Below are 22,099 nucleotides of genomic sequence, written 5' to 3' on the forward strand. Positions count from 1 at the left end.
ACTTACAAAGATTGATTCTGGGCGTACAAAAATGCATCTCGTTTTACAACTGACCATTATGTTCATTTTTAATTAATTTTATGAATAAACAATAGACAATATAAGGAATAAAAGTTATAATAATGTAAAAATATACTATTAAATTGTATATTGTGAAAGGGAATATAACCGGAAATCTCAGCTTATTATTCGTAAGGGGACACTATTATGGAAGATAAAAACTATATTGGTAATTTAATTAAGGGTTTGAGAGAGTCAAAGGGAATAAGTCAAAGCAAATTATGTAGAGGTATATGTGATAGAGCAGCCTTAGTAAGAATTGAAAGCGGTAAGAATACACCACAAAAATTACTCACGGATGCTCTGTTTCAACGGTTAGGTTTATCTATTAATAAATTTGGTGTATCCTATACGGTGGCTGAGTATAAGGCCATATTATTACATAGAGATATATTGGAATCATTATTTTGTGAAAAGTATGATATAGCGTTGGAGTTATTGAAATTGCTTGAAAAAGAATCAGTTAGCACAAGCCCAAATGTTATACTAGAGCAATTTAGCTGCGTCGTGAAGATTGTTCTTGCAATAACGGAAGGAACGGATACAGAAGAGGTTATAGAATTAATACAGAAAGGGCTTAAAAAAACGTTTACTAGGTTTAAAGCAGATGAGATTTTAGAGTATCATTTACATGATGAAGAGATCATGTTAATTACATTGCTGGCGGAAAGCTTGTATGCACAAGATAAAAGGAGTGAAGCTATTAACATATTATTCAATCTGATTGAGTACCTAGAGAAAAATGTATTAGATGATGAAGAGTTAGTACGCTTATATCCGCAAATTGCGTTATTATTATCAGAAAAGCTAGTGGAGGAAAAGAGATATGCGGAATTATATGTATGTGATCGGGCAATCAATATCCTTATTGAAAATTGTAAGATTTCATATTTGGCGGAATTATTAAGCATACAATTAAACTTTGGACTTAATGGGGAAAGTAATAAGTATGCAAAGAATAAGACGTTCTATAAGTCAGTGATAGAAGTATTAGAAGAACTTAGAGGAAATCGCGAACAAGGTGGTATTGAGAAGGTGTTAATATCTGCACCCATATCGCATGGACATGTTATTGGTAATCAGATTCGAGCACTTCGTAAGATTCTTGGAATCACACAAGAAGATCTAAGTGAAGTATGTGATCCTTTAACTGTGTCAAGGATAGAAGGGGGAAGAAAGCCGACTGATAGACATTATGAAGAATTGATGACTTCTATGGGGAGGGAAGGCATCCGTTATTATCCTTTTATTAAATCCAATGAATATGAACACCATGTATTAAGGAGAGATGTTGGAAGAAGTATGGTAAAAGAGGATTTTGAGGGGGCAGAAAGAGCACTTGTATTGTTAGAGAGAAAACTGAATCGATCAGAAGCAGTTAATGAACAATATCTGTTAAGAAGTAGGTCCTTATTAGATGCATGTAGAGGACAGATAAGCCAAGAAGTACTAATAGAGAAGTTAATAGAAGCACTTAGAATTACTGCTCCTATTAATGAGACTCCACAACGGACAAAGAAAGAATTAAGATCTCAGCTAACAGAAGAAGAATTAATTAATAATTTGGAAGGTTGGCCATTAACCCAAACAGAGACAGTAATATGGAATAACATTGGTAATGCCAAAGGAGATCTTGGAGATAGAAAGGGAAAAATTAGAATTTTATCTATTGTTAAGAATAATTATGAGAAGGATACAGTAAGTTTATATGATAATCTGTTAGGCTATGTTCTTACATGTTATAATTTAGCAAATGAGCAGTGTCGAATTGGTGACTATGTGGAATCCTTGAAAACATGTGAAGATGGAATCAGGTATTGTATATCAGCGGGAGAGGGATTTACGTTAGCTAGTCTATTAACTGTAAAAGCCGAATGTACCGTTTACGTTAATAAAAGCAAGGAAGCTTGTAAAAAAACATTTCAACAAGCTTCCTTGCTAGGGAAAATACTAGAAAATAAAATTATTTACGAATGGATTAAGATGCAGTATCATGAGCTCTATAAACTTGATATCGAGAAAGAATATTAAAAAGCATCATGGTGATCCTTTGGACAACAAATTTGCACGGTTCCATCAGTGGTGGAACTAGTAAAACTACTTGACTGACTGAGAGGTAAAACAATAGCTCCTAATAAAAAAAGTACAACGAGTGAATTTTTAAATTTTTTTAACATAATGAATACCTCCTAAATTGTTTTTTATTGTATCTTTATAATACTATGACTTTACAGCATTCGCCATGACGTTTAGTGAACATATTTGATTATACTGCGTCATGGCTTTTTTTTCGCTATTGTGTATATAATAGTTGATGTTTGAAAAAGAAGTTTATGATCAAAAAGTACAGTATTTATAGGAAGGTAGAAAATAATGCAAGAAAAATCGCCAACCACTAATGATTGGCGATAATAGATATTTTGTTATTATATCTTAGGTAAGGGCGATTAGCCACCTATTCTTTAAGCAATAGCGTTCTTATATAGATCGTTTGCTTTATTCCAATCAACAACTTGGAAGAAGTTATCGATGTAATCAGCTCTCTTATTTTGATACTTCAAGTAGTATGCATGTTCCCATACGTCCATTGCTAATACAGGACTTAAACCATCTGCTAGTACTGTATCTTGATTTGGTGTAGATACAACTACAAGTTCTTTATTCGCATCTACGGCTAACCAAGCCCAGCCAGAACCGAAACGTCCAAGGCCAGCTGCTTTAAAGCTAGCTTTAAATTCATCTAATGAACCAAACTTCTTAACAATCGCATCTTTAAGTTCACCTTCTGGTTCACTTCCGCCAGCCTTCAAACCAGCAAAGTATAGATTATGGTTATATACACCACCACCATTGTTACGAACTGCAGTCTTAATGGAATCTGGTAATTCATTTACTTTAGTAACAAGATCTTCTAATGACCATGATTGATGGTCTTTACTTCCTTCTAGTGCCTTATTTAGATTATCAACATAAGTCTGTACGTGACGATCATGATGAATTTCTACAGTAAGTGCATCTACATAAGGTTCTAATGCGTCATAAGCATATGGTAATGCTTCTAATTGAAATGGATAAGTTTTACTCATAATAAATTCCTCCTAATATTCTAATAAATATATTTAAGTTATAATATTGTTTCCTTATTGGTTAGTTATCACTAACTTTTCTTCATTATACCACTCAAAGAAAATAATTACAATACATTTTTAATAATAATTACTATTATTAAAAAATAGATAAAAATACCTATATACTATACGTAGAGTGATATTATCTTATGGGAATTACTTACAAAATTCGCCATGACGTTTAGTGAACATATTTGTTTATACTACGTCATGGGTTTCTTTTCGCCATCTAGTTTATAATAATGATGTTGGAAAAAGGATTTTTTACAAAAAAACTATAGAAGTTTAGGAAGGTGTGAAAGAATGAAGGATTCATTTTCAATTTTTATATTTGATGCTAACAGAAAGTTATTAATGCAACAAAAGTCTATTAATCAGTATCCATCAGGTGGACTTTGGGCCAATACTTGTTGTAGTTATCCTCTTGAAAATGAACCAATAGAGAAAGCAGTACATAGAAGATTGGAGGATGAATTTGGATTTGATTGTAAACTAGATAAACTTTCAGAATTTTGTTACCAAGTGTATTCAGGCAATGGGGGCTATGAATATGAATTTAACCATGTATATATTGGTTTTTACAACGGAACACCTGAACCGAATGAAGATGAGATTATGTCTTGGAAGTGGATGAATGTCTTGGAGTTGTTAGATGAACTAAGATATAACCCAGAAAATTATTCATACTGGTTTAGACAAATATACAGAGATGTACTTGATAAAGTATCAAGGAAGCAGAAAAATAGAATTTTAGGATTATAGCTATAAGAATTGGGAGAATACATAGATGGCTTTATTTTCTCACTATAATTTCAGATTGTATCTTAATAAAAGGCAGTGTATACTTATAATGATACCATAAGATATACTGTAACAAGAAATAACAAATTAGAGAAAGAAATGTAGTGAGATGACAATAGAATTAGAAAAACATTATAATAAATTTTGTGAAGATAAGAGATTAACAAGAAGACATGGACAAGTTGAATATATCACATCCATGAAATATATCCATGAGTATCTAAAGGACATGCCAAATGCTAAGATTTTAGATGTTGGAGCAGGGACAGGTAGGTATTCGGTACAGCTAGCTAACGAAGGATTTGATGTTACTGCAATTGAACTTGTAAGATATAATTTAGGTATATTGAAATCCAAAAAAAGTACCGTGAAAGCAATACAAGGTACAGCACTTGATTTATCAAGATTTACAGATAATACCTTTGACATGACATTGGTTTTTGGACCGATGTATCACCTATATAAACACGAAGACAAGGTAAAAGCACTTAGGGAAGCGAAACGTGTAACTAAAGTCGGTGGGACGATTTTAGTTGCCTATATTATGAATGAGTATAGTGTAATTACCCATGGTTTCAAGGGAGACAATATCAAGGAATGTTTAGAGAGTGGTAAACTGACTAAGGATTTTCATGTAGTATCAGAGCCAGAAGATCTGTATGATTATGTTAGAATCGAAGATATTAATAAGTTAGATGAGGAAGTTGGCTTACAACGAATCAAGTTAATTGCTGCAGACGGACCAGCAAATTATATGAGATCTGTATTGAATGGAATGGATGAGGAGACATTCAATCTGTTTATACAGTATCATTTAACGACCTGTGAAAGACCAGAGTTATTAGGAGCAAGTTCTCATACCCTGGATATCTTGCGTAAGGAATAGAGAATGAATGATATAAGTAAACGGTGCCAAAATGGGAATTGGCACCGTTGTCTTAGGTTAGCAGTGTTTTTGATGCAAATGAATGGGGCTGTTTGAAACAGCCCCATTCATTATTTTTTAATTGAGATTATCTCGCCACTTTCTTCTGGAAGAAGTCGCATGATACCCCACATACCTTGTTCAATATCCCACGTAATACTTGTTGATTGATACAAGTAATCTCCTGGCTCAGTTTTAATACAATTATCTTGATTAATTACTTGAAGATTACGTGTTCCACCAATTGTAACTGCGCCGTATACACCATTAATGATAGAATCCATATTTGTTGGTTCATTATGACTTAATTGATTGTGGACGAAGAGTGGAATCGTTCTAGATTGGCTAGCAGGTACGAATAATTTAATTACTAAGGGATCATTCACTTTGGCTAATAATACGGGAGTAAGTGGGTCATCCTTATTCTCTAGTATTGAGCGAAATACTTCTTTAACCTGTTCATTTGCTTTCAATCGATTAAAGAATGGTTCGCTTCTTAGATTGAATCCTTTCATTCCTTGATCTTCTGTATCAAAATCAAATGGAGTTAATTGTGGTTCAAAGAACATCTTTGGAAGTAACTTTCCGTCTTTATTCAGAAGATAGATACCATTATGAGCAAGTAAGGAGAACTGTCTATAGCTAGGTAGGAATGGGTTCTTTATGGTTAATTGATCTCCAGTACAGGCTTTTTTCTTATCTATACTAGTAAGTGTAGTGGATCCAACTGGTGCCAGGTTAAGAGCTCCAAACAATCCATGGTGACGATGATTTATAGTATCAGCAAAATCAACTAAAATTGCTTGTTGTGCACTTTCTTCATAAAACCAATAGTACGTGAATGTGTCTCCAACTCCGATTGTTTGGTCTGGATTAAAACCTACGGTTGCGCCATCAGAGTTCAGTACATTGTACACTGCCATTTGTGAGTGCATGGAAACCCTTGAACTATTTGGCCATTCATCTTGTACGGGTACTTCAGGGAAGAATGGTACTTCAAAATTATTCGGTAATAGATTGGTTAACCTAAGTTCTAATAGTTCACCGGCATTTATGGTAAGGATGAGTGGTTTAGGATTCATCTCTCCACATAAAACCTTTTCAGCGTCTTTGAATTCTACATAGGTCATTCCAAATGAATCATGGTCACCAAATTTATTGTAGATAATATCTGATTGGATTGCAGCTATATGGAATTTTCTTGTCCTTACTCCTGCTGGTACATCTGGTTTTTTGGAAATTGCCATCTCTGGAGGTTCACCAGTTTTACATGGCAATGGTTCTGTTCTGATTGGTAGCTTTTTACGATCCTTTAATGTATATAGTCCCGGTATTCTTGTTCCCCTAACACGAGTAATACCCCAGGTTCCTAGCCAGAAATCGTCTCGGCCTCCTGAATAATATAGCACATCAAAGTCTTTGTTCTTATCTTCCCATTCGGTACCATCCAGTGAGAATTCAAAAGTAAATGCTTCAGAGATACCAATGTGATTTTCCTCCGTACGCCTTGAATTCATAATCTTAGTTTGTGTTCTCCAAGAGTAACGGTGAAAATTAATAGCATGGGATTCCTCGTGGGAACCATCTATTAGACGGACTCTTACAGGATCTCCAACATAACCTTCAAAAATTGGTGTACATGGATCTCCATGAACAAAAGAGCTAAGAGCATAAGCAGGGTCTCCCTTTCTGAACTGAAGAGGAGCACTTGCATAGTTAAATGCCATGATACCGAAATCGTCCATGACTCCTACCTGTTCAGGTGGATTAAGTGGGTCACCTTTCCGATCAAAAGCAGGAATGAAATCAGCTACAGCAAGATTAAATTCTCTGAAATCTGGTAGGAATGGATTCTCTACAGCAATCTGGCTACCTGCCTCAGCCTTACATCCTGAATGACTATCAAAGAAGCAAGAACCTTCTGGCTCAACGATGAGCGCAGCAAAAAGCCCATGTAATTGAACTGAGTTAGCAAATAAATGATCGTGAAAGAAACAAGCTCGTAATTCCACATCAGCATACCATCTAAATACAACTGTTTGTTCAAAACTAGCCCCAGTGAAGTAATTCCAACCTGTATTGGCTCCATCGGAGGATAAGACATCAAATTTCACTAAGTGCACGTGAGTGGAAGCAAATAATGTCTCTGTTAGTTTTTGAAAGGCATTCGGACCTAATTGTTCAGGGAATTTGTTAGTAAAATGAACTTCAATACATTCCCCAGCATTGGCGTGAATAAAGAGCGGTTCTGGCCGTTTGGTTCCATTCATGATATCTTTTTCATCTTTTTCGAGTACATAGAAACGGCCTTCAGGATCATTCCAACATTCCTCATTGTAGATAAGTTTACGCTGAATTCCTACTATGTCATACCTACGAATTGGTGCATCTTTAGGGCACGCATTTACGAAAAGTGCACCTAATTCAGCATTTGGTGCTAGGGCATTCTTCTCTAAGTTAGTAATAGGTAGCGGTCTATCCCAACCGATAGGAGGTACAGGAGCACGGTTTCCAAACGTACCAGGTATAAATAACGGATAACCAGGTTTGTCTTTTGTTGGTTTAGGTGGTCTAGGGCGGTCTGGAAGAGGTATTAATCTAGTAATTGGTGTTCCATCAGGGTAAAATCTTGTTCCATCCTCTAGTACATTATGAATTCTTTGTAATCCCCACATACCTTCTTCAAAATGAGGATATAAATGACAGTGATAGATTACATCTCCATATGCCTTTTGTATACTACCAGCACCGTATAATACATGAAAAGCTGCTGTTTGCCCAGGACTTAGATGGATAGAATCGATTATATTAGAGCCTGGATCCTGAGTGTCACTATTCCATTGTTGCAAATGTAGATGGAAGATATGTGTTTCCTTCATACCACCACTAATGGCATACCAATGGATTGGATCACCAACATAACCTCTTGGAAGGATGGTTGGAGGTGGGTCACCGAATACCCAGGAATCATGGTGAACTTCTTCACCAATGCATTCAGGACATACAATTCCTTTCTCTATTAGGTTCAGACGATTTCGTAGTGGCTCAGAACGATAATTGATGGAATGAGTCATGGCAGCAGTCCCAGAAATAGGATCAAATGCTGTTTCTAAACATCTGTTTTTAACGGGTGCTTCATCGTGGAAGATTGTTACATACTCACGAAAATCTGGTAAGAATGGATGATGAATATCTGCAAAGACTCCACTTTTTAGTTTCCTACCTGTATGTGGATCTGTCCAAGTACTTCCCATTGGTTCCACAATAACGGCGCCAAAGAGGCCATGAATATTACTTCCCAGTTCACTACTTAAAGGATTTCCAAGATCGGATAACTGGAATCCTCCTTGGGTGGTAGCTTCCCATCGATATATAACCGTCTCTTCAGGTGCGGCTAATGAAGATTCATTAAGTCCAACAAAAGCACCGTCGGAAGTCTGTATTTCACAATTAAGTCCCTTTATATTTATCCCTGTTGAAAAACAGAGTTTATTGGTAAAGGCAATTTCAAGGATATCAAACTGATTCACACGAATTACCAAAGGCTGAACGAGGTTAACGAATGTACCTGGGCACTTGTCAACTAATTTCTTTACCTTTGATTCATTTTCTTTTAATACGTACATTAATCCATCTGGATCTACATCCCCATATTTGTTATATACAATGGGAATTTGTATAGCCGATACGTCAAAATGTTTAATCATACTACATCACCTACCATGTGTCAGGTATTTTATTTTTTTCGGTTTCAGCAAATAAAGCTGATATAGCATCTATTCTAATTTGGAATACGTTATTTTTTAATGCTGCAGACACACCAAATTTGGCATTTACCCATATTTCTTCATTTTCAACCTTTTCTAATGTGCCTACTAAAAAGAATGGGTAATATTCTGTCATAACTAATACTTTCTTACCGATGCTATCTGATAATTTTTTTTCAATACTTTTACTCATAATAAAACATGCTCCTTCCCAATGTTTCAATCGAATTCCCAATTAATAAAGCGAAATTCTTACGTCTGGATCGAATGGCATATACCACGCAATTTGATTTAAAGGAATTATTAATGGAGTAGGGAATATAAATTCTGGAGCCTGATTCATTTTAATATTCACTTTTTCGAGCAGAGCGTATTCATCCGTTACTTCCTTTAATTTTCCTACGAATATAGGACGAAAAACTTGGTTTAAGATATTAAGTTGATTTGCTTTTAATACAAGCATCACGTTGGTACCTAGATGTTTGCATAACATATCAGCAAGCAAAGGGTTTTTAAGTGTACTTGTAGTAGTTAAGAATTTAGTTTCATCAATATTATTTGTCATTTTACATGCCCCCATAATTAATGTTCTTGAACAAACTTGTCAGGAAATATAGTAAGTTCTCCTTGAAGTAACTCAGAGCCTACTCTAATTTCGGTATCAAAAAGTGGTGCAGAATATACATATAGCGCTGCTGGAGATTCACAAGTATTATTCTTTGCGTATATCGTAATTTCTCTTGAAGCTCCATCAGCTAAAGCTACATGGAAAATCGCTACCATAGTATCTTTGGTTGGTGCGTGATAACATTCCAGTTTCTCAGATCGAAAAATAAATTTACCTAAACCATCGTAAAGGACAAACTCACCTAAATGTGATGTGAATTCCCTACGGATATGAATCGTGAATCGATATTTTTGGGTACAGTCGTCATAGCAACCATGTTCACAGAGGTCTGGATCATCTAAACAGCGGTCGCTATATTGATAATCGATTTTTTTATAAAGGTAAGTTTCTTCTTCTTCGCAGCTGCATTCTTGATCTCCACATATGGTTCCATTGCCAATAACTAAATCTTGAGTATGTGGAAAACGTGGAATATCGCAAACCTCTGGTTCACATATTGGGCCAAAAACACTACTGCACATACTGTTTGAAGTGCTAGAGGTACTAGAGCTACTAGAGGTACTAGAGGTACTAGAGCTACTTGAACTGCTAGAACTGGAAGTATCATGTGAATGTCCCTTGCAATTACATCGACACTTTCCTTTGCAATTAGGATTATCACAACTACAATGCCTGTGGTGATGTTTTGAACTGCTTTTGTATTTCCAATGGATTTTCGTAGGGAATCCGGATTTGAATTGTTTATACTTATCCATTAAGATCAAACCTTTCTAGATTTTACTGTTTTGTCTTTCATACTAATCATAATATAGTGTATGTCGAAATGTGATAATGTGTGATAATATATGTCGAATATTATGGAAAAGTATGAAAATAACATAAGAGAATAACATGTAGAAATTAAATTATAAGTAAATAGCGAGATAAACCATAAAATAAAAAACTCACATGACAATTGTCACTTTTAATAAATACTATATTGCATAGAAGAATAGTATATGGTAATATATCCAAAGGAAGAAAATACCTATTTAGACGGAAGGCTCCATTGGGCTAATTGAAAGTGAGGGGAAATTGATGAAAGAGCTATTGTGGAACAAAAGAGGGAAGTTTATACAGTATCTGTTTGCTTCGTTTATGTTTATTGTAGATCGTTATGTACAGATTGTAATATTTTCGGTTATTTTAGGAGCTATTGAGCAAGGTGCAGATGCTGATATGAATAGGATTATTGGGATTGCAATCTTCGCAGGATTGTATAGTTCAATTAGTTTTATAATTTCAAGGATGCTTCGTATTGGTTTTATGAGAAATATCATACTTGAAGTAAGAAAACAGGCATTCGATAAAATTATGAGAATGTCGTTTAAGCAGTTTAATAGAAAATCAAAAGATGTGTACTTATCTAATTTGATTAATGATATTAACACATTTGAAGAGAGTTTTTTTGTAAGTTTATTAAATTTCTTAATTAATACGGGAATGTTTATTATAAGTTTCATTGTGTTACTATTTTTAGATCCTGTTTTGGCAGGATATATGGTGGTTGCTTCTGCGATATTGTATGTAATATCTTATTTCTTCTCTAAGAAAACAGTAACTTTACAAGAAGAAGTATCAAAGCAAAATGAAACATTTACTACGAATATCAATAACACTTTTCAAGGAATTGAAATCTTGAAATTAAATCGCATTGATGATAAGTTCTTACAGAAGAGTTTAGATGGTCTTCATAAATTAGAATTAAGAAAATATATCTTTAATGTTTTTGCAGAGTGTCAAAAGAACTTAATTAATATAATTGGCTATGTTATTTCTTGTTTTTTGATGTTGTATCTATGTCTTAATTTTGATAAAGGAATAACATTAACAAATGCAGCTATTGTATTTCAGCTAGGAACTACGATGTCATTTAACTTGATTGAAGCGTTTCCACTATGGAATAAGATAAAGGCTTCTTCGATGATTTATGAAAAGATAACGAAGGATGATGAAGAAGATAGTGATGGTGTAGATGAATTTACAGATTCTGAAAAGGCAGAAAACTTCACAATCAATCATGAAATTGAAGTAAAAGATGTGTCATTTAGTTATGGTGACAAAGAAATTCTAAAGAATGCTAACTTCGTTATAGAAAAAGGTAAGAAGTATCTAATTAAAGGAGTTAGCGGCGCTGGTAAATCTACGTTAATGAACTTACTTGCGATGACCTATGATGACTATGAGGGACAGATTCTAGCAGATGGAGTAGATTATAAGAATATAAAAGAAGGTTCTTTTCATGCTAAAGTATCGTTCATCTATCAAAATGTATTCTTATTTGAAGATACCATTCGGAATAATATCTCCTTATATAAGGAGATTCCTGATGACCTGATTCATTCAGCAGTAGAGGCATGTGATTTGTCAGAATTAGTAGCAAGTCAAGAAAATGGATTAGACCAGGTTTTAAAAGAAAATGGGAAAAACCTCTCAGGAGGGCAAAGACAAAGAATCTCTATTGCAAGAGCTATTGCCAAAGATGCAGAGATTTTGTTCATTGATGAAGGAACTTCTAGTTTGAATGAAGAGCTTGGAAGAGAGATAGAAAAGGTATTCCTAGCCCTTCCACAGACAGTAGTTGCAATAAGTCATAGGTACTACGAAGGGATATCGGAGCAATATGATTATGTTTTAGAAATCAAGAATGGAGAAATACTTACAAGTAGTGCGATAGATTATTTCGGGGAGGTGGTTACATGCTAAAGAGAGTACTACGACCATTTCCACAACTTATTATAGCTTTGATTTGTCTTGCTGTTGGTACAATCTTAGATGGTATTGTATTAGTAAAGATGATGGGATTCTTGGATTATGCCCTTGTGGGAGATATGGAGACTCTAAAGGCAGAAATACCAGGATTCTTATTACAAGCATGTTTGTTAATACCAATTGGTTTGTTAGGAAACATAACAAAATCTTGGTTTCGTAAAGATGCGAACCTTAGTATGAAGAGATATTATATTCGTGGTATATTTAAGAAGAATATATCTGAGTTTCAACAGGAAAACACTGCAATCTATATATCTAGACTAACAAATGATTGCAATACTCTTGATACCAACTTTGTTGAAGGAATCTTCACAATATTCAATGGTATTACCAATTTCTGTGTTGCTATTTGGATTCTATCTACAGTAGGAGAAGGAATGATTGGTTTTGCAGTCGGTATTACTCTAATTACGGCTGTAGTATCTATATTATTGTCAAGACCCGTATCTAAGAAAGTAAAAGAGCGTAGTGATCATTTTGACGGATATACTTCTTATATCAAGGAAGTATTATCTGCATTCCATATTGTAAAGAGCAATAATCTAAAGGATAAGGTTACAAATGATTATTATGAGAAGAGTACAGAGATTCAACAAAAGGGATATATTATAGAAAAAATATTTACATTTATTAATGCGTTACAAAACGGTTCCTTCTCTTTGATGATTTATCTTGGACTTTGCTTTCTAACATATCAAGCAATTAGAGGGAATATCACAGCAGCAGGGGCATTAACGGTTTCACAGGCAATTCAACGAATTGCATGGCCTCTTATGATGATGAGTGAAGCAGTACCAAAATTATTTGCGTCTAAGGATCTTGGCAAGAAGATCAAAGATAGTTTATTAAATAAAAATGAACACGAAGAAAACATTTCGTTGCATGAATTTAATGATAAGATTGAATTAAGAGATGTTGGGTTTGTTTATGACGATGCAGAGGATAAAGCAAGGACACTTCATGATGTGAATATGGAACTTAAGAAGAATGGTAAATATCTAATTATTGGGCCATCGGGTGGTGGTAAATCTACTTTACTAAAATTACTTCGTAAATACTATGATACGACAGAGGGAAAATTATTGATAGACAATAAGCCTTTATCAGATGTTAAGAAGGATGATTATTTCTCGTTGATTGCCAATGTAGAGCAGCAAGTATTTATCTTTGAAGATACATTAAAGAATAACCTTACTTTGTATAAAGAGTATTCAGATGAGGAATTGAAAGAAGCAATTAAAGTGGCTGGATTAACTTCCTTCGTTGATAATCTTCCAGATGGACTTAACACAATGATTTATGATAATGGCAAGAATATCTCTGGTGGAGAACGAAGCCGTATCGTTATAGCAAGAGCGATGTTAGCAAAAGCAAGTATCTTGTTTATGGATGAGGCATTTGCGGCACTGGATATGGAACGTGCGAAAGAGATTGAACAAACAATTCTTCAGCTGAAGAATATTACTGTAATTAATGTTAGTCATGTTATCTTTAAGGATACCAAATCTCAGTACGATAAGGTATTCCATGTGAAAGGAACAGTGACAGAAGGGTAATTTAATGGGCTGTCACATGAATGCTACTAACGATAGAATCAGAACAAACAGTTGCATTGTAGATTTGAGAAAAGTTTTTAAATTAAAAGCATTTACACACCGGTAAAAAAACAATCCCGTGAAGTTGAATGCCTATGTCGAACATTTTATATTCGCCATAGGCACACACCTTCACGGGATTGTTTTTTAACGTTGCATTTCATTGCTTTTAATTTAAAAACTTTATTTATACTTCCTTTTAGCAACTGTTTATTCTGATTCTATCATTTGTTCATCTTAGTGTGACAGTCCCATTAAATGAGTATTAGTGGATTATTAAATGAGAATTATTCTGATTCAAACCCTATTAATAAGCCACCTTTTTCTGCATAGTAACTACATAAGCCACTTGTTTTCATTATTTCAATATCGCAGTTTGGATGTATTTCTCTAATTTTAGATTCTACATAGTTTGCTACATCTTTGGCAAAACAATGTGCGATAACAACTCTACCACCACGATAATTTCTCTCTAACATTTCTGAAATAGCTTTGCCATAAACCGTCAATTTACCGCGGCATTTACTTAGTAAATCTATCGTTCCTTCTTCACTAGCAACCCCTAAGATTTTAATACCAAGTATACCTGCCATACTGGCTTTCAATCTACTGATACGACCATTTTTAACGAGATTATCAAGTGATTCTAGAATAAAGAGTAGATTTGTATGTTTACAGTAATCATCAATATTTTTACAGATACTTTCAAAATCCATACCGTTAGTTATGTATTCGGTTAATTTTCGAACAATAAGTGACATCTCGGGACCAGTTGATTTAGAATCAATAAGATATATGTTTCTATTAGGATATTTATCTTTAAAAAGCTCCATAGCAATTTGAGCACTAGAATAACTAGCAGATAGGGTTCCTGTGATTGTTATAACAAATACATTTTCAGATTTCTCGTATGCTTTAAGCCATTCATCAGGACTTGGAGCAGCACTTCCTGTTTTTCCTTTATATGAATACATCTCTTTCATAAATTCTTCGATATTAAGATCGATGGAATCAATGAATACTTTATCTCCGATATCAAGTTTTAATGGTGACCTTGTAAAATCTATTTTGTCAGCGACATCTGCTCTTAGACTAATTAAATCACAACCTGAATCAACAACAATACCAAATTTCATAATTACCTCCAAAATCTATCTTATCATAATCGTAATATAGTTTTTAATACTATATGAGATTGTACTACAGTCTATAATATGTTACAATTTACAAAAGATGCTAAAATGTAAACATATTATGGTCAATGGTAAATTAATAGAGAGAAAGGTCGTACAAATTATGAGAGTGTCTGAAAGAGGAACCAATCTTACCACACGGAACCAGTATATAAGGGTGTGTATTGCTAAATCCTTATTACAATTGATGGAAGAAAAATCATTTGAAAAAATAACTATAACAGAGGTTGTTAATAACGCCAATGTATCAAGAATGACATTTTATAAATACTATAAAAGCAAACAGGAAGTCTTATCTGATTATATGTATGAGATAGTAAATGATTATATGGAAGAGACAAAGGCACGATCAGATATTGGGAACTTTCATGATTATGAACACATTTGCCATTGTTTTGAATTCTTTAAACAATATAGTCCATTTATATTGACACTTATTCATGCGAATATGCATGCTGTAATTATAAATGCTCTAAATGATTATATGGATACCTATGTATTACCAACGTCGAAATACACCCGTTACGAGTTATATTATTATGCAGGTGCTTTATGTAATATATATATGAAGTGGATTGAATCAGGAGTACAAGAGACACCGGAGGAAATTGCGATAATGATAGTTTCTAGTGGTGAACATAAAGATTAAGGATTTTGCAGTGTAGTAGTGATAGCGATAATATCAATATTGTAGTAAAATAGGATTAGAAAGAGAAAACATAATCAATTTTAATATAGAAATATGAGAGGATAAAATGACAAAAGAAGCAATACAAAATATATTATCGGCATTGGATCAAGAATATGGAACTACAAAGGTAGGTTTCTTACACCATGCAGACTGGCAGCTACTGCTTGCAATCATGTTAAGCGCACAGAGTACAGATAAACAAGTGTATGAAGTGTTACCAAAACTTTGGGATAGATTTACTTCTATAGAACAAATGGCAGAAGCACCAGTAGAAGAGATTGAAGACTATATTAAATCCATAGGGTTATACAAAAGTAAAGCCAAGAACATGAAACAATGTTGCGGCCAAATTATTAGTGAATATAATAGCGTGGTACCAAGGGCAATAGAAGAATTAGTAAAGTTGGCTGGTGTAGGAAGAAAATCAGCTACTTTGTTTTTAGCAGATGCTTATGGAATACCTGGGGTAACGGTAGATACCCATGTATTAAGAATCGCTAAAAGACTTGGCTGGGCGAATGGAAATAATCCTGTGCAAGTTGAGAAAGAGTTAATGCAAGTACTTCCTAAGGAAAACTGGAATCGTATCAATTTTCAATTAATTTATCATGGTAGAAGTGTATGCACTGCAAGGAAGTGTAACTGTGAGAAGTGTTTGTTAAGTGAATGGTGTGAGAAAAAAGATTGTGTATCGAAGTAAGAATCGAAATAAGTACAGTAATTTACTTTTTCAAAGAATCGTGTTATTGTATAGGTGTGACTAACTGAAATTAGAGTTTGATTTAGATATAGGAGAATGTAATATGAAATTAATCTCATGGAATGTGAATGGAATCAGAGCGTGTGTACAAAAAGGATTCTTAGATTTTTTTAAAGAAGTTGATGCAGATATCTTTTGTATACAAGAAAGTAAATTGCAAGCTGGACAGATAGACTTAGAACTAGAAGGTTATCATCAATATTGGAATTATGCATTGAAAAAGGGCTATTCAGGAACAGCTATTTTTACAAAACAAGAACCATTAAGTGTATCTTATGGACTGGGAATTGAAGATCATGACAAAGAAGGGCGCGTTATTACGCTGGAGTTTGATAAGTTTTATATGGTGACAGTTTATACACCAAATTCACAAAATGAATTAGCTAGACTATCCTATCGTATGGATTGGGAAGATGTTTTTAGAGATTACCTTAAGAAACTCGATGAGACGAAACCTGTAATTGTATGTGGTGATATGAACGTTGCACACAAAGAAATCGATTTGAAAAACCCTAAGACAAACCAAAGGAATGCAGGATTTACGATTGAAGAGAGAACTAAATTTAGCGATTTATTAGAAACTGGTTTTACGGATACATTCCGTTATTTTTATCCAGATATGGAAGGGATCTATTCTTGGTGGTCTTATCGCTTCAAAGCAAGAGAGAAGAATACTGGTTGGCGTATTGACTATTTCTTAACTTCAAGTAGTTTGGAGGACAAGCTTACTGGTGCAAAGATACATACTGAGATACTTGGTTCCGACCATTGTCCAGTTGAATTAGATATTGAGTTATAATTGTCAACAAGAATAGGAGCACGCTGTGAATACGAAGAAATTTCTTGATATAATGGAGATAGCTGAGAAGCTAAAGTGTAATACTAGACATTCGTGGACTTCCAATGGTCGACATGAGAGTGTGGCAGACCATAGTTGGAGACTTGCTTTTATGGCACTTATGGTAAGAGATGAATTCAAAGAATTAGATATGGATAAGGTTATCCGTATGTGTATTATTCATGATCTGGGAGAGGCCATAACAGGAGATATTCCTGCCTTTGACAAGACAGAGGAAGATGAGGAAATCGAGGATCAAAAACTAATGGAATGGCTAGATACATTCCCTCAGCCATATCAAGATGACTTCAAAACTATGCTAACAGAGATGAAAGAGTTATCTAGTGAGGAAGCTAAATTATATAAAGCGCTTGACAACTTAGAGGCGGTTATGCAACATAATTCAGCAGATATATCAACCTGGTTACCTCTTGAATATGAATTACAATTTACGTATGGTAAGGATAAAGTAGCGTTTTCTCCTTATTTACAAGAATTAAAAGCAGAGATCGATAAGCAAACAAGAGCGAAAATCGAGAAAGCAAAAGAGTAAAATATGATAAACAAAGAGGAACTGCTTCACTTAAGATAGTGGGCAGTTTCTTTTTGTTTATCAAAAATTAATTGATTGAATATAATGAAAAATTTACCTAATTTATAAAATTATGGTTGACATTTCTTGAATAAGGGAATATATTATATATCATACAAATCATACATAATATATATGAAATATATAAATTAACTTTAGTGCTGAAACATCACATATTTCATATAGATTAGTATAAGGATTCGTTAGATTTGCAGATAAAGGGGGAAAGTACCTAATGGATATAGAAGTTATTCAGGAATATATTCCGCTTTATGTGGAAGCAGCTAAATTAACACTGCGTTTAGCTGTAATTGGGATTATAGGAGCAATTATTGTTGGATTTATATGTAGCATCATTCGATATTATAAGATTCCGATTATACATAAGATTGTAGGTGGATATATAGAATTATCAAGAAATACTCCATTACTAATCCAGTTATTCTTTTTATACTTTGGGTTACCCAAGATAGGAATTATCATGAGTTCTGAAGCGTGTGCCATTGTAGGCCTTATTTTCCTTGGTGGGAGTTACATGTCGGAAGCATTTCGTAGTGGACTAGAAGCAATACCAAGGATACAAGAGGAAGCAGGACTATGCCTTGGACTTAAAAGGTGGCAAGTAATTAAATCAATATTATTACCACAAGCTATTATGATTTCTATGCCAGCATTTCTAGCGAATATCATATTTTTAATTAAAGAAACATCAGTATTTAGTGTAGTTGCTTTAGCTGATTTAATGTATGTAGCAAAAGATTTAATCGGATTATATTACCAGACAGATGAAGCATTATTCTTGTTGGTAGTGGCATATTTGATATTACTCCTTCCGATTTCTATCGTATTCACAATAGTGGAAAGGAGGCTAAAACGTGTGGCAATCGGCAATTGATGTATTGTTTCAAGGTAGGAATTTCGTTCGTTTATTAGAAGGTCTATGGGTAACGGTTAGGGTTTCACTCCTATCGATTCTATTATCCATTCTTCTTGGAATACTTTTAGGATTTATAATGACGAATAAGAATCCGGTAATCAAGGTAGTTACAAAGATATATTTGGAATTTGTTCGTATCATGCCACAGTTAGTGCTGTTATTCCTAGTTTATTTTGGCCTTTCTAGAACCTTAGGTATTAACCTTTCCGGTGAGCTTTCTGCTATATTAGTATTTACCATATGGGGAACTGCTGAGATGGGGGATTTAGTTAGAGGGGCGCTTGAATCTATACCAGTGCATCAATATGAAAGTGGTAGGGCACTGGGATTAACAGAGAGGCAGCTTTATATGAATATCATCTTACCTCAAACCTTTCGAAGATTGATACCTCAGGCAATGAATCTTGTGACTCGTATGATTAAAACAACTTCATTAATTGTTTTAATTGGAGTAGTGGAAGTTGTTAAAGTGGGGCAGCAGATTATCGAAGCTTCCAGGCTTACAGCACCAGGAGCAGCCATAGTAATCTATGCAACGATATTCTTTATGTATTTTATTATCTGTTTTCCACTTTCGAAGATTGCTGGTAGATTAGAACAACAATGGAAAGATTAGAGGTGAGATATGCATGAATACTAATATTGATGAAATTACACTGCAAATCAAGAATATAGAAAAAAGATTTGATCAAAGCAATATACTAAATGGCCTATCATTTGATGTAAAGAAGGGTGAAGTGATTGTAATATTAGGACCTTCTGGCTGTGGAAAGAGTACGTTACTTCGCTGTATTAATGGTTTAGAAAGCATACAAAATGGAGAAATCCTATTAAATGGAGAAAATATTCTCGAAAGCAAACAAAAGATGTATGCGATTCGACAAAAGATTGGTATGGTATTCCAAAGCTATGATTTGTTTCCACATATGAATATTATTGATAATATTACTTTAGGCCCCATTAAAGCACAGAAACGAAAAAAAGAAGAAGTGCGTGAGGAAGCAAAGAAGTTACTGGAACGTGTTGGGTTATTAGATAAGGCTAATGCATATCCAAGACAGCTTTCTGGAGGACAAAAGCAGAGAGTTGCTATAGTAAGAGCCCTTTGTATGCATCCTGAGATTATGCTATTTGATGAAGTTACTGCAGCACTTGATCCAGAGATGGTAAGAGAAGTATTAGATGTAATGTTAGAACTTGCAAAGCAAGGAACTACCATGTTAATCGTAACGCATGAGATGTCATTTGCCAGAGCAATTGCAGATAGAGTCATATTCTTAGATGAAGGAGTAATAGTAGAAGAGTCGGATCCAGAGACTTTCTTTACTAATCCAAAGACAGAACGTGCACGTAAATTTTTAGATGTGTTTTCTTTTGAGAATGTACATAACAATGAAACAAAATAGGAGGGATTATTATGAGTAAGAAATTTCAGAAAAAGATCATTTTAGTAACATCGTTAGTATTAGTATTGGCAATGGCATTAACTGCTTGTGGGAAAAAATCTTCTAATGAAGATAAAGGCTCAAAGGCAAGAACCCTACAAGAGATTAAGGACAGTGATGAAGTAGTAATTGGAGTATTCTCTGATAAGAAACCATTTGGTTATGTTGATGAGAATGGTAAGTATCAAGGATATGATGTTTATTTTGGAAATCGTATTGCTGAGGATCTAGGAGTTAAAGTGAAGTATGTTCCAGTAGAAGCTGCAAGCCGTGTGGAATACTTACGTTCTGCAAAAGTTGATATCATACTTGCTAATTTCACTGTAAATGAGGAACGTTCAGAACAAGTTGATTTTGCATTACCTTATATGAAAGTAGCACTTGGAATTGTTTCACCAGACAGTGCATTAATTACGGACCCTGAGGAATTGAATGGAAAGACATTGATTGTAAGTAAAGGTACAACAGCAGAAACATATTTCACAGAAAATTATCCAGATGTTAAACTTCTTAAATTTGACCAATATAGTGAAGCCTATAATGCATTGTTAGATGGAAGAGGAGAGGCATTATCAACTGATAATACAGAAGTACTTGCTTGGGCACTAGAGAATAAAGGTTTCTCTGTTGGTGTTGATTCCCTTGGAAATCAAGATACAATTGCAGCAGCAGTGCAAAAGGGAAATACAGAACTTCTTGAATGGATAAATGATGAGATTCGTGACTTAGCAGAGGAACAGTTCTTCCATAAAGCTTATGAAAAAACATTAGCACCAGTATATGGTGACGCAGCAGATCCAGAGAGTCTAGTAGTTGAAGGCGGCGTTATAGAATAATATATAAGGAAAAGTATGTCATAGGACAGTGGTATTACATGTCTTATGACATACTTTTTCTTTATTTAAAATGAGGTGATTCCATTTAAATCTACGTGTTCATCTTCATCCATTGGTATAATGATACACTTTCTGCCATTAATAAACTCGGATGTAATTTCTTGTACCTTCTCTGGTTTAACACGAACGATTACGTCGCAATCGGCTTCATTTACCTCAGAGGTAGTAACTTCTTCTAATTTCTCTTGTAATTGTTGAACCTTTTCTACTAGTGCCTTTTCCTTCTTGACTTGTGCGCTAGCGGCCAGCACTTTGCTATCTAATAGGTGATCTACAACTGGAGGAGTATCGCCAAATTTCTCCCCATAAGAGTTCTTGATTTTCTTAGATATCTCTTCGGGTAAATCACAGGATTCAATCACTTCATGGATAGAATCCGGAGTAAGGATCACAGGATCCTTTTTAATATCTTTGTAAAGTGCTTGCTCTTCCTTTAATTGACTAAGAGAATCTTGAATCTCCATGAAAACAAAATTACTCTTTTCTTCATCCGGGATTGCTTTGCTTATAATATTCTGGAATGCATGCTTTTGTTCAGTTGCTGTTTCTTTGGGAGGGCAGCCCAATACGAATTCCATGAACTCTTTATGTGGCTCTTTCGCATCCTTTGTATAGTACATAACAGAATGAATATCAGAGCTACGGTTTGAGAATGCTGGGAATACAAATCCCGTGTCAGGAGCGTTCACAACCCAGTCACGATTACGTGGACCAATACGATTCTCAATTTCTAAGTAGCCAAGCCCAGCCTTTGTTAATGTAACTGGACATACGGCACATAATAGATATTCATATACTTCTTCGGATTCATCTAATTTATTGTTATCACTGGTTTTCGTCATAACATCGTAAGCATCATGATATACCAAGATTAGATAATTACCAGCATAATCATAATTGTCGATAATTAATTGATAGAAGGAATCTAATAAACCTTCGTTTTTTAATCTACTTTCTTTTAGCCCCATAAGGAATTGTTGTTTTCCTCCTGCTTTTTCTTCATCAAGAGGGAATTCTAGCTGAAGTATGTTA

21 protein-coding genes are annotated in these 22,099 nt (G+C 34.4%); 13 read left to right on the plus strand and 8 right to left on the minus strand.

Annotation, left to right across the window (positions count from 1 at the left end; all coding sequences use genetic code 11):
* The first annotated feature begins 207 nt into the window (after positions 1 to 207).
* The gene (locus ACW2QF_RS07465) at positions 208 to 2,091 is read left to right on the plus strand and encodes a helix-turn-helix domain-containing protein (protein WP_455715370.1); all 1,884 of its coding nucleotides are present in this window, start codon (positions 208 to 210) and stop codon (positions 2,089 to 2,091) included.
* Here the strand turns inward: ACW2QF_RS07465 and ACW2QF_RS07470 are convergent.
* Positions 2,088 to 2,237: a hypothetical protein gene (locus tag ACW2QF_RS07470; protein WP_455715371.1), complete on the minus strand. Its 150-nt coding sequence runs from the start codon at positions 2,235 to 2,237 to the stop codon at positions 2,088 to 2,090. The two genes, ACW2QF_RS07465 and ACW2QF_RS07470, sit on opposite strands and share 4 nt — an antisense overlap.
* A gap of 285 nt (positions 2,238 to 2,522) precedes the next feature.
* Positions 2,523 to 3,146, minus strand: a complete 624-nt coding sequence (locus tag ACW2QF_RS07475) for a superoxide dismutase (protein WP_455715372.1) — start codon at positions 3,144 to 3,146, stop codon at positions 2,523 to 2,525.
* A 345-nt stretch (positions 3,147 to 3,491) separates the two neighbouring features.
* On the opposite strand from ACW2QF_RS07475, the gene ACW2QF_RS07480 reads away from it, so the two are divergent.
* A complete protein-coding gene (locus tag ACW2QF_RS07480) occupies positions 3,492 to 3,950 on the plus strand; it encodes an isopentenyl-diphosphate Delta-isomerase (protein ID WP_455715373.1) in 459 nt (152 codons plus the stop codon).
* Between the two features lie 148 nt (positions 3,951 to 4,098).
* Positions 4,099 to 4,875 (plus strand): class I SAM-dependent methyltransferase, encoded by a 777-nt coding sequence (locus ACW2QF_RS07485; RefSeq protein ID WP_455715374.1) that lies wholly within the window; start codon positions 4,099 to 4,101, stop codon positions 4,873 to 4,875.
* A gap of 110 nt (positions 4,876 to 4,985) precedes the next feature.
* On the opposite strand, the gene ACW2QF_RS07490 is transcribed toward ACW2QF_RS07485, so the two are convergent.
* From ACW2QF_RS07490 to ACW2QF_RS07505, 4 genes are read right to left on the minus strand one after another with little or no spacing between them, the layout of a single operon-like run.
* A complete protein-coding gene (locus ACW2QF_RS07490; protein ID WP_455715375.1) occupies positions 4,986 to 8,621 on the minus strand; it encodes a copper oxidase in 3,636 nt (1,211 codons plus the stop codon).
* A gap of 10 nt (positions 8,622 to 8,631) precedes the next feature.
* Positions 8,632 to 8,874, minus strand: a complete 243-nt coding sequence (locus tag ACW2QF_RS07495; protein WP_455715376.1) for a hypothetical protein — start codon at positions 8,872 to 8,874, stop codon at positions 8,632 to 8,634.
* A 42-nt stretch (positions 8,875 to 8,916) separates the two neighbouring features.
* Positions 8,917 to 9,246 (minus strand): hypothetical protein, encoded by a 330-nt coding sequence (locus tag ACW2QF_RS07500; RefSeq protein WP_455715377.1) that lies wholly within the window; start codon positions 9,244 to 9,246, stop codon positions 8,917 to 8,919.
* A gap of 17 nt (positions 9,247 to 9,263) precedes the next feature.
* Positions 9,264 to 9,830 (minus strand): hypothetical protein, encoded by a 567-nt coding sequence (locus ACW2QF_RS07505; RefSeq protein ID WP_455715378.1) that lies wholly within the window; start codon positions 9,828 to 9,830, stop codon positions 9,264 to 9,266.
* Positions 9,831 to 10,386: 556 nt separating this feature from the next.
* On the opposite strand from ACW2QF_RS07505, the gene ACW2QF_RS07510 reads away from it, so the two are divergent.
* Together ACW2QF_RS07510 and ACW2QF_RS07515 are read left to right on the plus strand one after the other, a co-directional pair.
* Entirely contained in the window at positions 10,387 to 12,054 is a 1,668-nt protein-coding gene (locus ACW2QF_RS07510; protein ID WP_455715379.1) for an ABC transporter ATP-binding protein, read from the plus strand.
* Positions 12,048 to 13,676, plus strand: a complete 1,629-nt coding sequence (locus tag ACW2QF_RS07515; RefSeq protein ID WP_455715380.1) for an ABC transporter ATP-binding protein — start codon at positions 12,048 to 12,050, stop codon at positions 13,674 to 13,676. The genes ACW2QF_RS07510 and ACW2QF_RS07515 overlap by 7 nt, the downstream gene beginning before the upstream one ends.
* Positions 13,677 to 14,002: 326 nt before the next feature.
* Here the strand turns inward: ACW2QF_RS07515 and ACW2QF_RS07520 are convergent, their stop codons facing one another.
* The gene (locus ACW2QF_RS07520; RefSeq protein ID WP_455715381.1) at positions 14,003 to 14,851 is read right to left on the minus strand and encodes a DegV family protein; all 849 of its coding nucleotides are present in this window, start codon (positions 14,849 to 14,851) and stop codon (positions 14,003 to 14,005) included.
* A 160-nt stretch (positions 14,852 to 15,011) separates the two neighbouring features.
* Here ACW2QF_RS07520 and ACW2QF_RS07525 point away from each other — a divergent pair, with 160 nt between their 5' ends.
* From ACW2QF_RS07525 to ACW2QF_RS07560, 8 genes are all read left to right on the plus strand, one after another.
* Positions 15,012 to 15,557, plus strand: a complete 546-nt coding sequence (locus tag ACW2QF_RS07525; RefSeq protein WP_455715382.1) for a TetR/AcrR family transcriptional regulator — start codon at positions 15,012 to 15,014, stop codon at positions 15,555 to 15,557.
* Positions 15,558 to 15,663: 106 nt separating this feature from the next.
* Positions 15,664 to 16,299 (plus strand): endonuclease III, encoded by a 636-nt coding sequence (gene nth / locus ACW2QF_RS07530; protein WP_455715383.1) that lies wholly within the window; start codon positions 15,664 to 15,666, stop codon positions 16,297 to 16,299.
* A 103-nt stretch (positions 16,300 to 16,402) separates the two neighbouring features.
* Complete coding sequence (locus ACW2QF_RS07535) at positions 16,403 to 17,158, plus strand: exodeoxyribonuclease III (RefSeq protein ID WP_455715384.1); 756 nt, start codon at positions 16,403 to 16,405, stop codon at positions 17,156 to 17,158.
* 25 nt (positions 17,159 to 17,183) lie between these two features.
* Complete coding sequence (locus ACW2QF_RS07540; RefSeq protein WP_455715385.1) at positions 17,184 to 17,750, plus strand: HD domain-containing protein; 567 nt, start codon at positions 17,184 to 17,186, stop codon at positions 17,748 to 17,750.
* A gap of 274 nt (positions 17,751 to 18,024) precedes the next feature.
* Positions 18,025 to 18,684: an amino acid ABC transporter permease gene (locus ACW2QF_RS07545; RefSeq protein ID WP_455715386.1), complete on the plus strand. Its 660-nt coding sequence runs from the start codon at positions 18,025 to 18,027 to the stop codon at positions 18,682 to 18,684.
* Positions 18,665 to 19,342, plus strand: a complete 678-nt coding sequence (locus ACW2QF_RS07550) for an amino acid ABC transporter permease (RefSeq protein WP_455715387.1) — start codon at positions 18,665 to 18,667, stop codon at positions 19,340 to 19,342. Before ACW2QF_RS07545 ends, ACW2QF_RS07550 begins: the two co-directional genes overlap by 20 nt.
* Before the next feature lie 13 nt (positions 19,343 to 19,355).
* Positions 19,356 to 20,132: an amino acid ABC transporter ATP-binding protein gene (locus ACW2QF_RS07555; protein ID WP_455715388.1), complete on the plus strand. Its 777-nt coding sequence runs from the start codon at positions 19,356 to 19,358 to the stop codon at positions 20,130 to 20,132.
* Positions 20,133 to 20,143: 11 nt separating this feature from the next.
* Positions 20,144 to 21,007: a cysteine ABC transporter substrate-binding protein gene (locus ACW2QF_RS07560; protein WP_455715389.1), complete on the plus strand. Its 864-nt coding sequence runs from the start codon at positions 20,144 to 20,146 to the stop codon at positions 21,005 to 21,007.
* A 65-nt stretch (positions 21,008 to 21,072) separates the two neighbouring features.
* On the opposite strand, the gene ACW2QF_RS07565 is transcribed toward ACW2QF_RS07560, so the two are convergent.
* Positions 21,073 to 22,099: DUF4317 domain-containing protein (locus ACW2QF_RS07565; RefSeq protein WP_455715390.1), on the minus strand; the 1,027-nt coding region annotated here is incomplete at its 5' end.

This window comes from Anaerosporobacter sp. (genome assembly GCF_965301125.1).

Excerpts from the sequence above, each read along its gene's own strand:
- ACW2QF_RS07465 (WP_455715370.1), top strand. The coding sequence starts at position 208 with ATGGAAGATAAAAACTATATTGGTAATTTAATTAAGGGTTTGAGAGAG.
- ACW2QF_RS07470 (WP_455715371.1), bottom strand. The coding sequence starts at position 2,237 with ATGTTAAAAAAATTTAAAAATTCACTCGTTGTACTTTTTTTATTAGGA.
- ACW2QF_RS07475 (WP_455715372.1), bottom strand. The coding sequence starts at position 3,146 with ATGAGTAAAACTTATCCATTTCAATTAGAAGCATTACCATATGCTTAT.
- ACW2QF_RS07480 (WP_455715373.1), top strand. The coding sequence starts at position 3,492 with ATGAAGGATTCATTTTCAATTTTTATATTTGATGCTAACAGAAAGTTA.
- ACW2QF_RS07485 (WP_455715374.1), top strand. The coding sequence starts at position 4,099 with ATGACAATAGAATTAGAAAAACATTATAATAAATTTTGTGAAGATAAG.
- ACW2QF_RS07490 (WP_455715375.1), bottom strand. The coding sequence starts at position 8,621 with ATGATTAAACATTTTGACGTATCGGCTATACAAATTCCCATTGTATAT.
- ACW2QF_RS07495 (WP_455715376.1), bottom strand. The coding sequence starts at position 8,874 with ATGAGTAAAAGTATTGAAAAAAAATTATCAGATAGCATCGGTAAGAAA.
- ACW2QF_RS07500 (WP_455715377.1), bottom strand. The coding sequence starts at position 9,246 with ATGACAAATAATATTGATGAAACTAAATTCTTAACTACTACAAGTACA.
- ACW2QF_RS07505 (WP_455715378.1), bottom strand. The coding sequence starts at position 9,830 with ATGTGCAGTAGTGTTTTTGGCCCAATATGTGAACCAGAGGTTTGCGAT.
- ACW2QF_RS07510 (WP_455715379.1), top strand. The coding sequence starts at position 10,387 with ATGAAAGAGCTATTGTGGAACAAAAGAGGGAAGTTTATACAGTATCTG.
- ACW2QF_RS07515 (WP_455715380.1), top strand. The coding sequence starts at position 12,048 with ATGCTAAAGAGAGTACTACGACCATTTCCACAACTTATTATAGCTTTG.
- ACW2QF_RS07520 (WP_455715381.1), bottom strand. The coding sequence starts at position 14,851 with ATGAAATTTGGTATTGTTGTTGATTCAGGTTGTGATTTAATTAGTCTA.
- ACW2QF_RS07525 (WP_455715382.1), top strand. The coding sequence starts at position 15,012 with ATGAGAGTGTCTGAAAGAGGAACCAATCTTACCACACGGAACCAGTAT.
- nth (WP_455715383.1), top strand. The coding sequence starts at position 15,664 with ATGACAAAAGAAGCAATACAAAATATATTATCGGCATTGGATCAAGAA.
- ACW2QF_RS07535 (WP_455715384.1), top strand. The coding sequence starts at position 16,403 with ATGAAATTAATCTCATGGAATGTGAATGGAATCAGAGCGTGTGTACAA.
- ACW2QF_RS07545 (WP_455715386.1), top strand. The coding sequence starts at position 18,025 with ATGGATATAGAAGTTATTCAGGAATATATTCCGCTTTATGTGGAAGCA.
- ACW2QF_RS07555 (WP_455715388.1), top strand. The coding sequence starts at position 19,356 with ATGAATACTAATATTGATGAAATTACACTGCAAATCAAGAATATAGAA.
- ACW2QF_RS07560 (WP_455715389.1), top strand. The coding sequence starts at position 20,144 with ATGAGTAAGAAATTTCAGAAAAAGATCATTTTAGTAACATCGTTAGTA.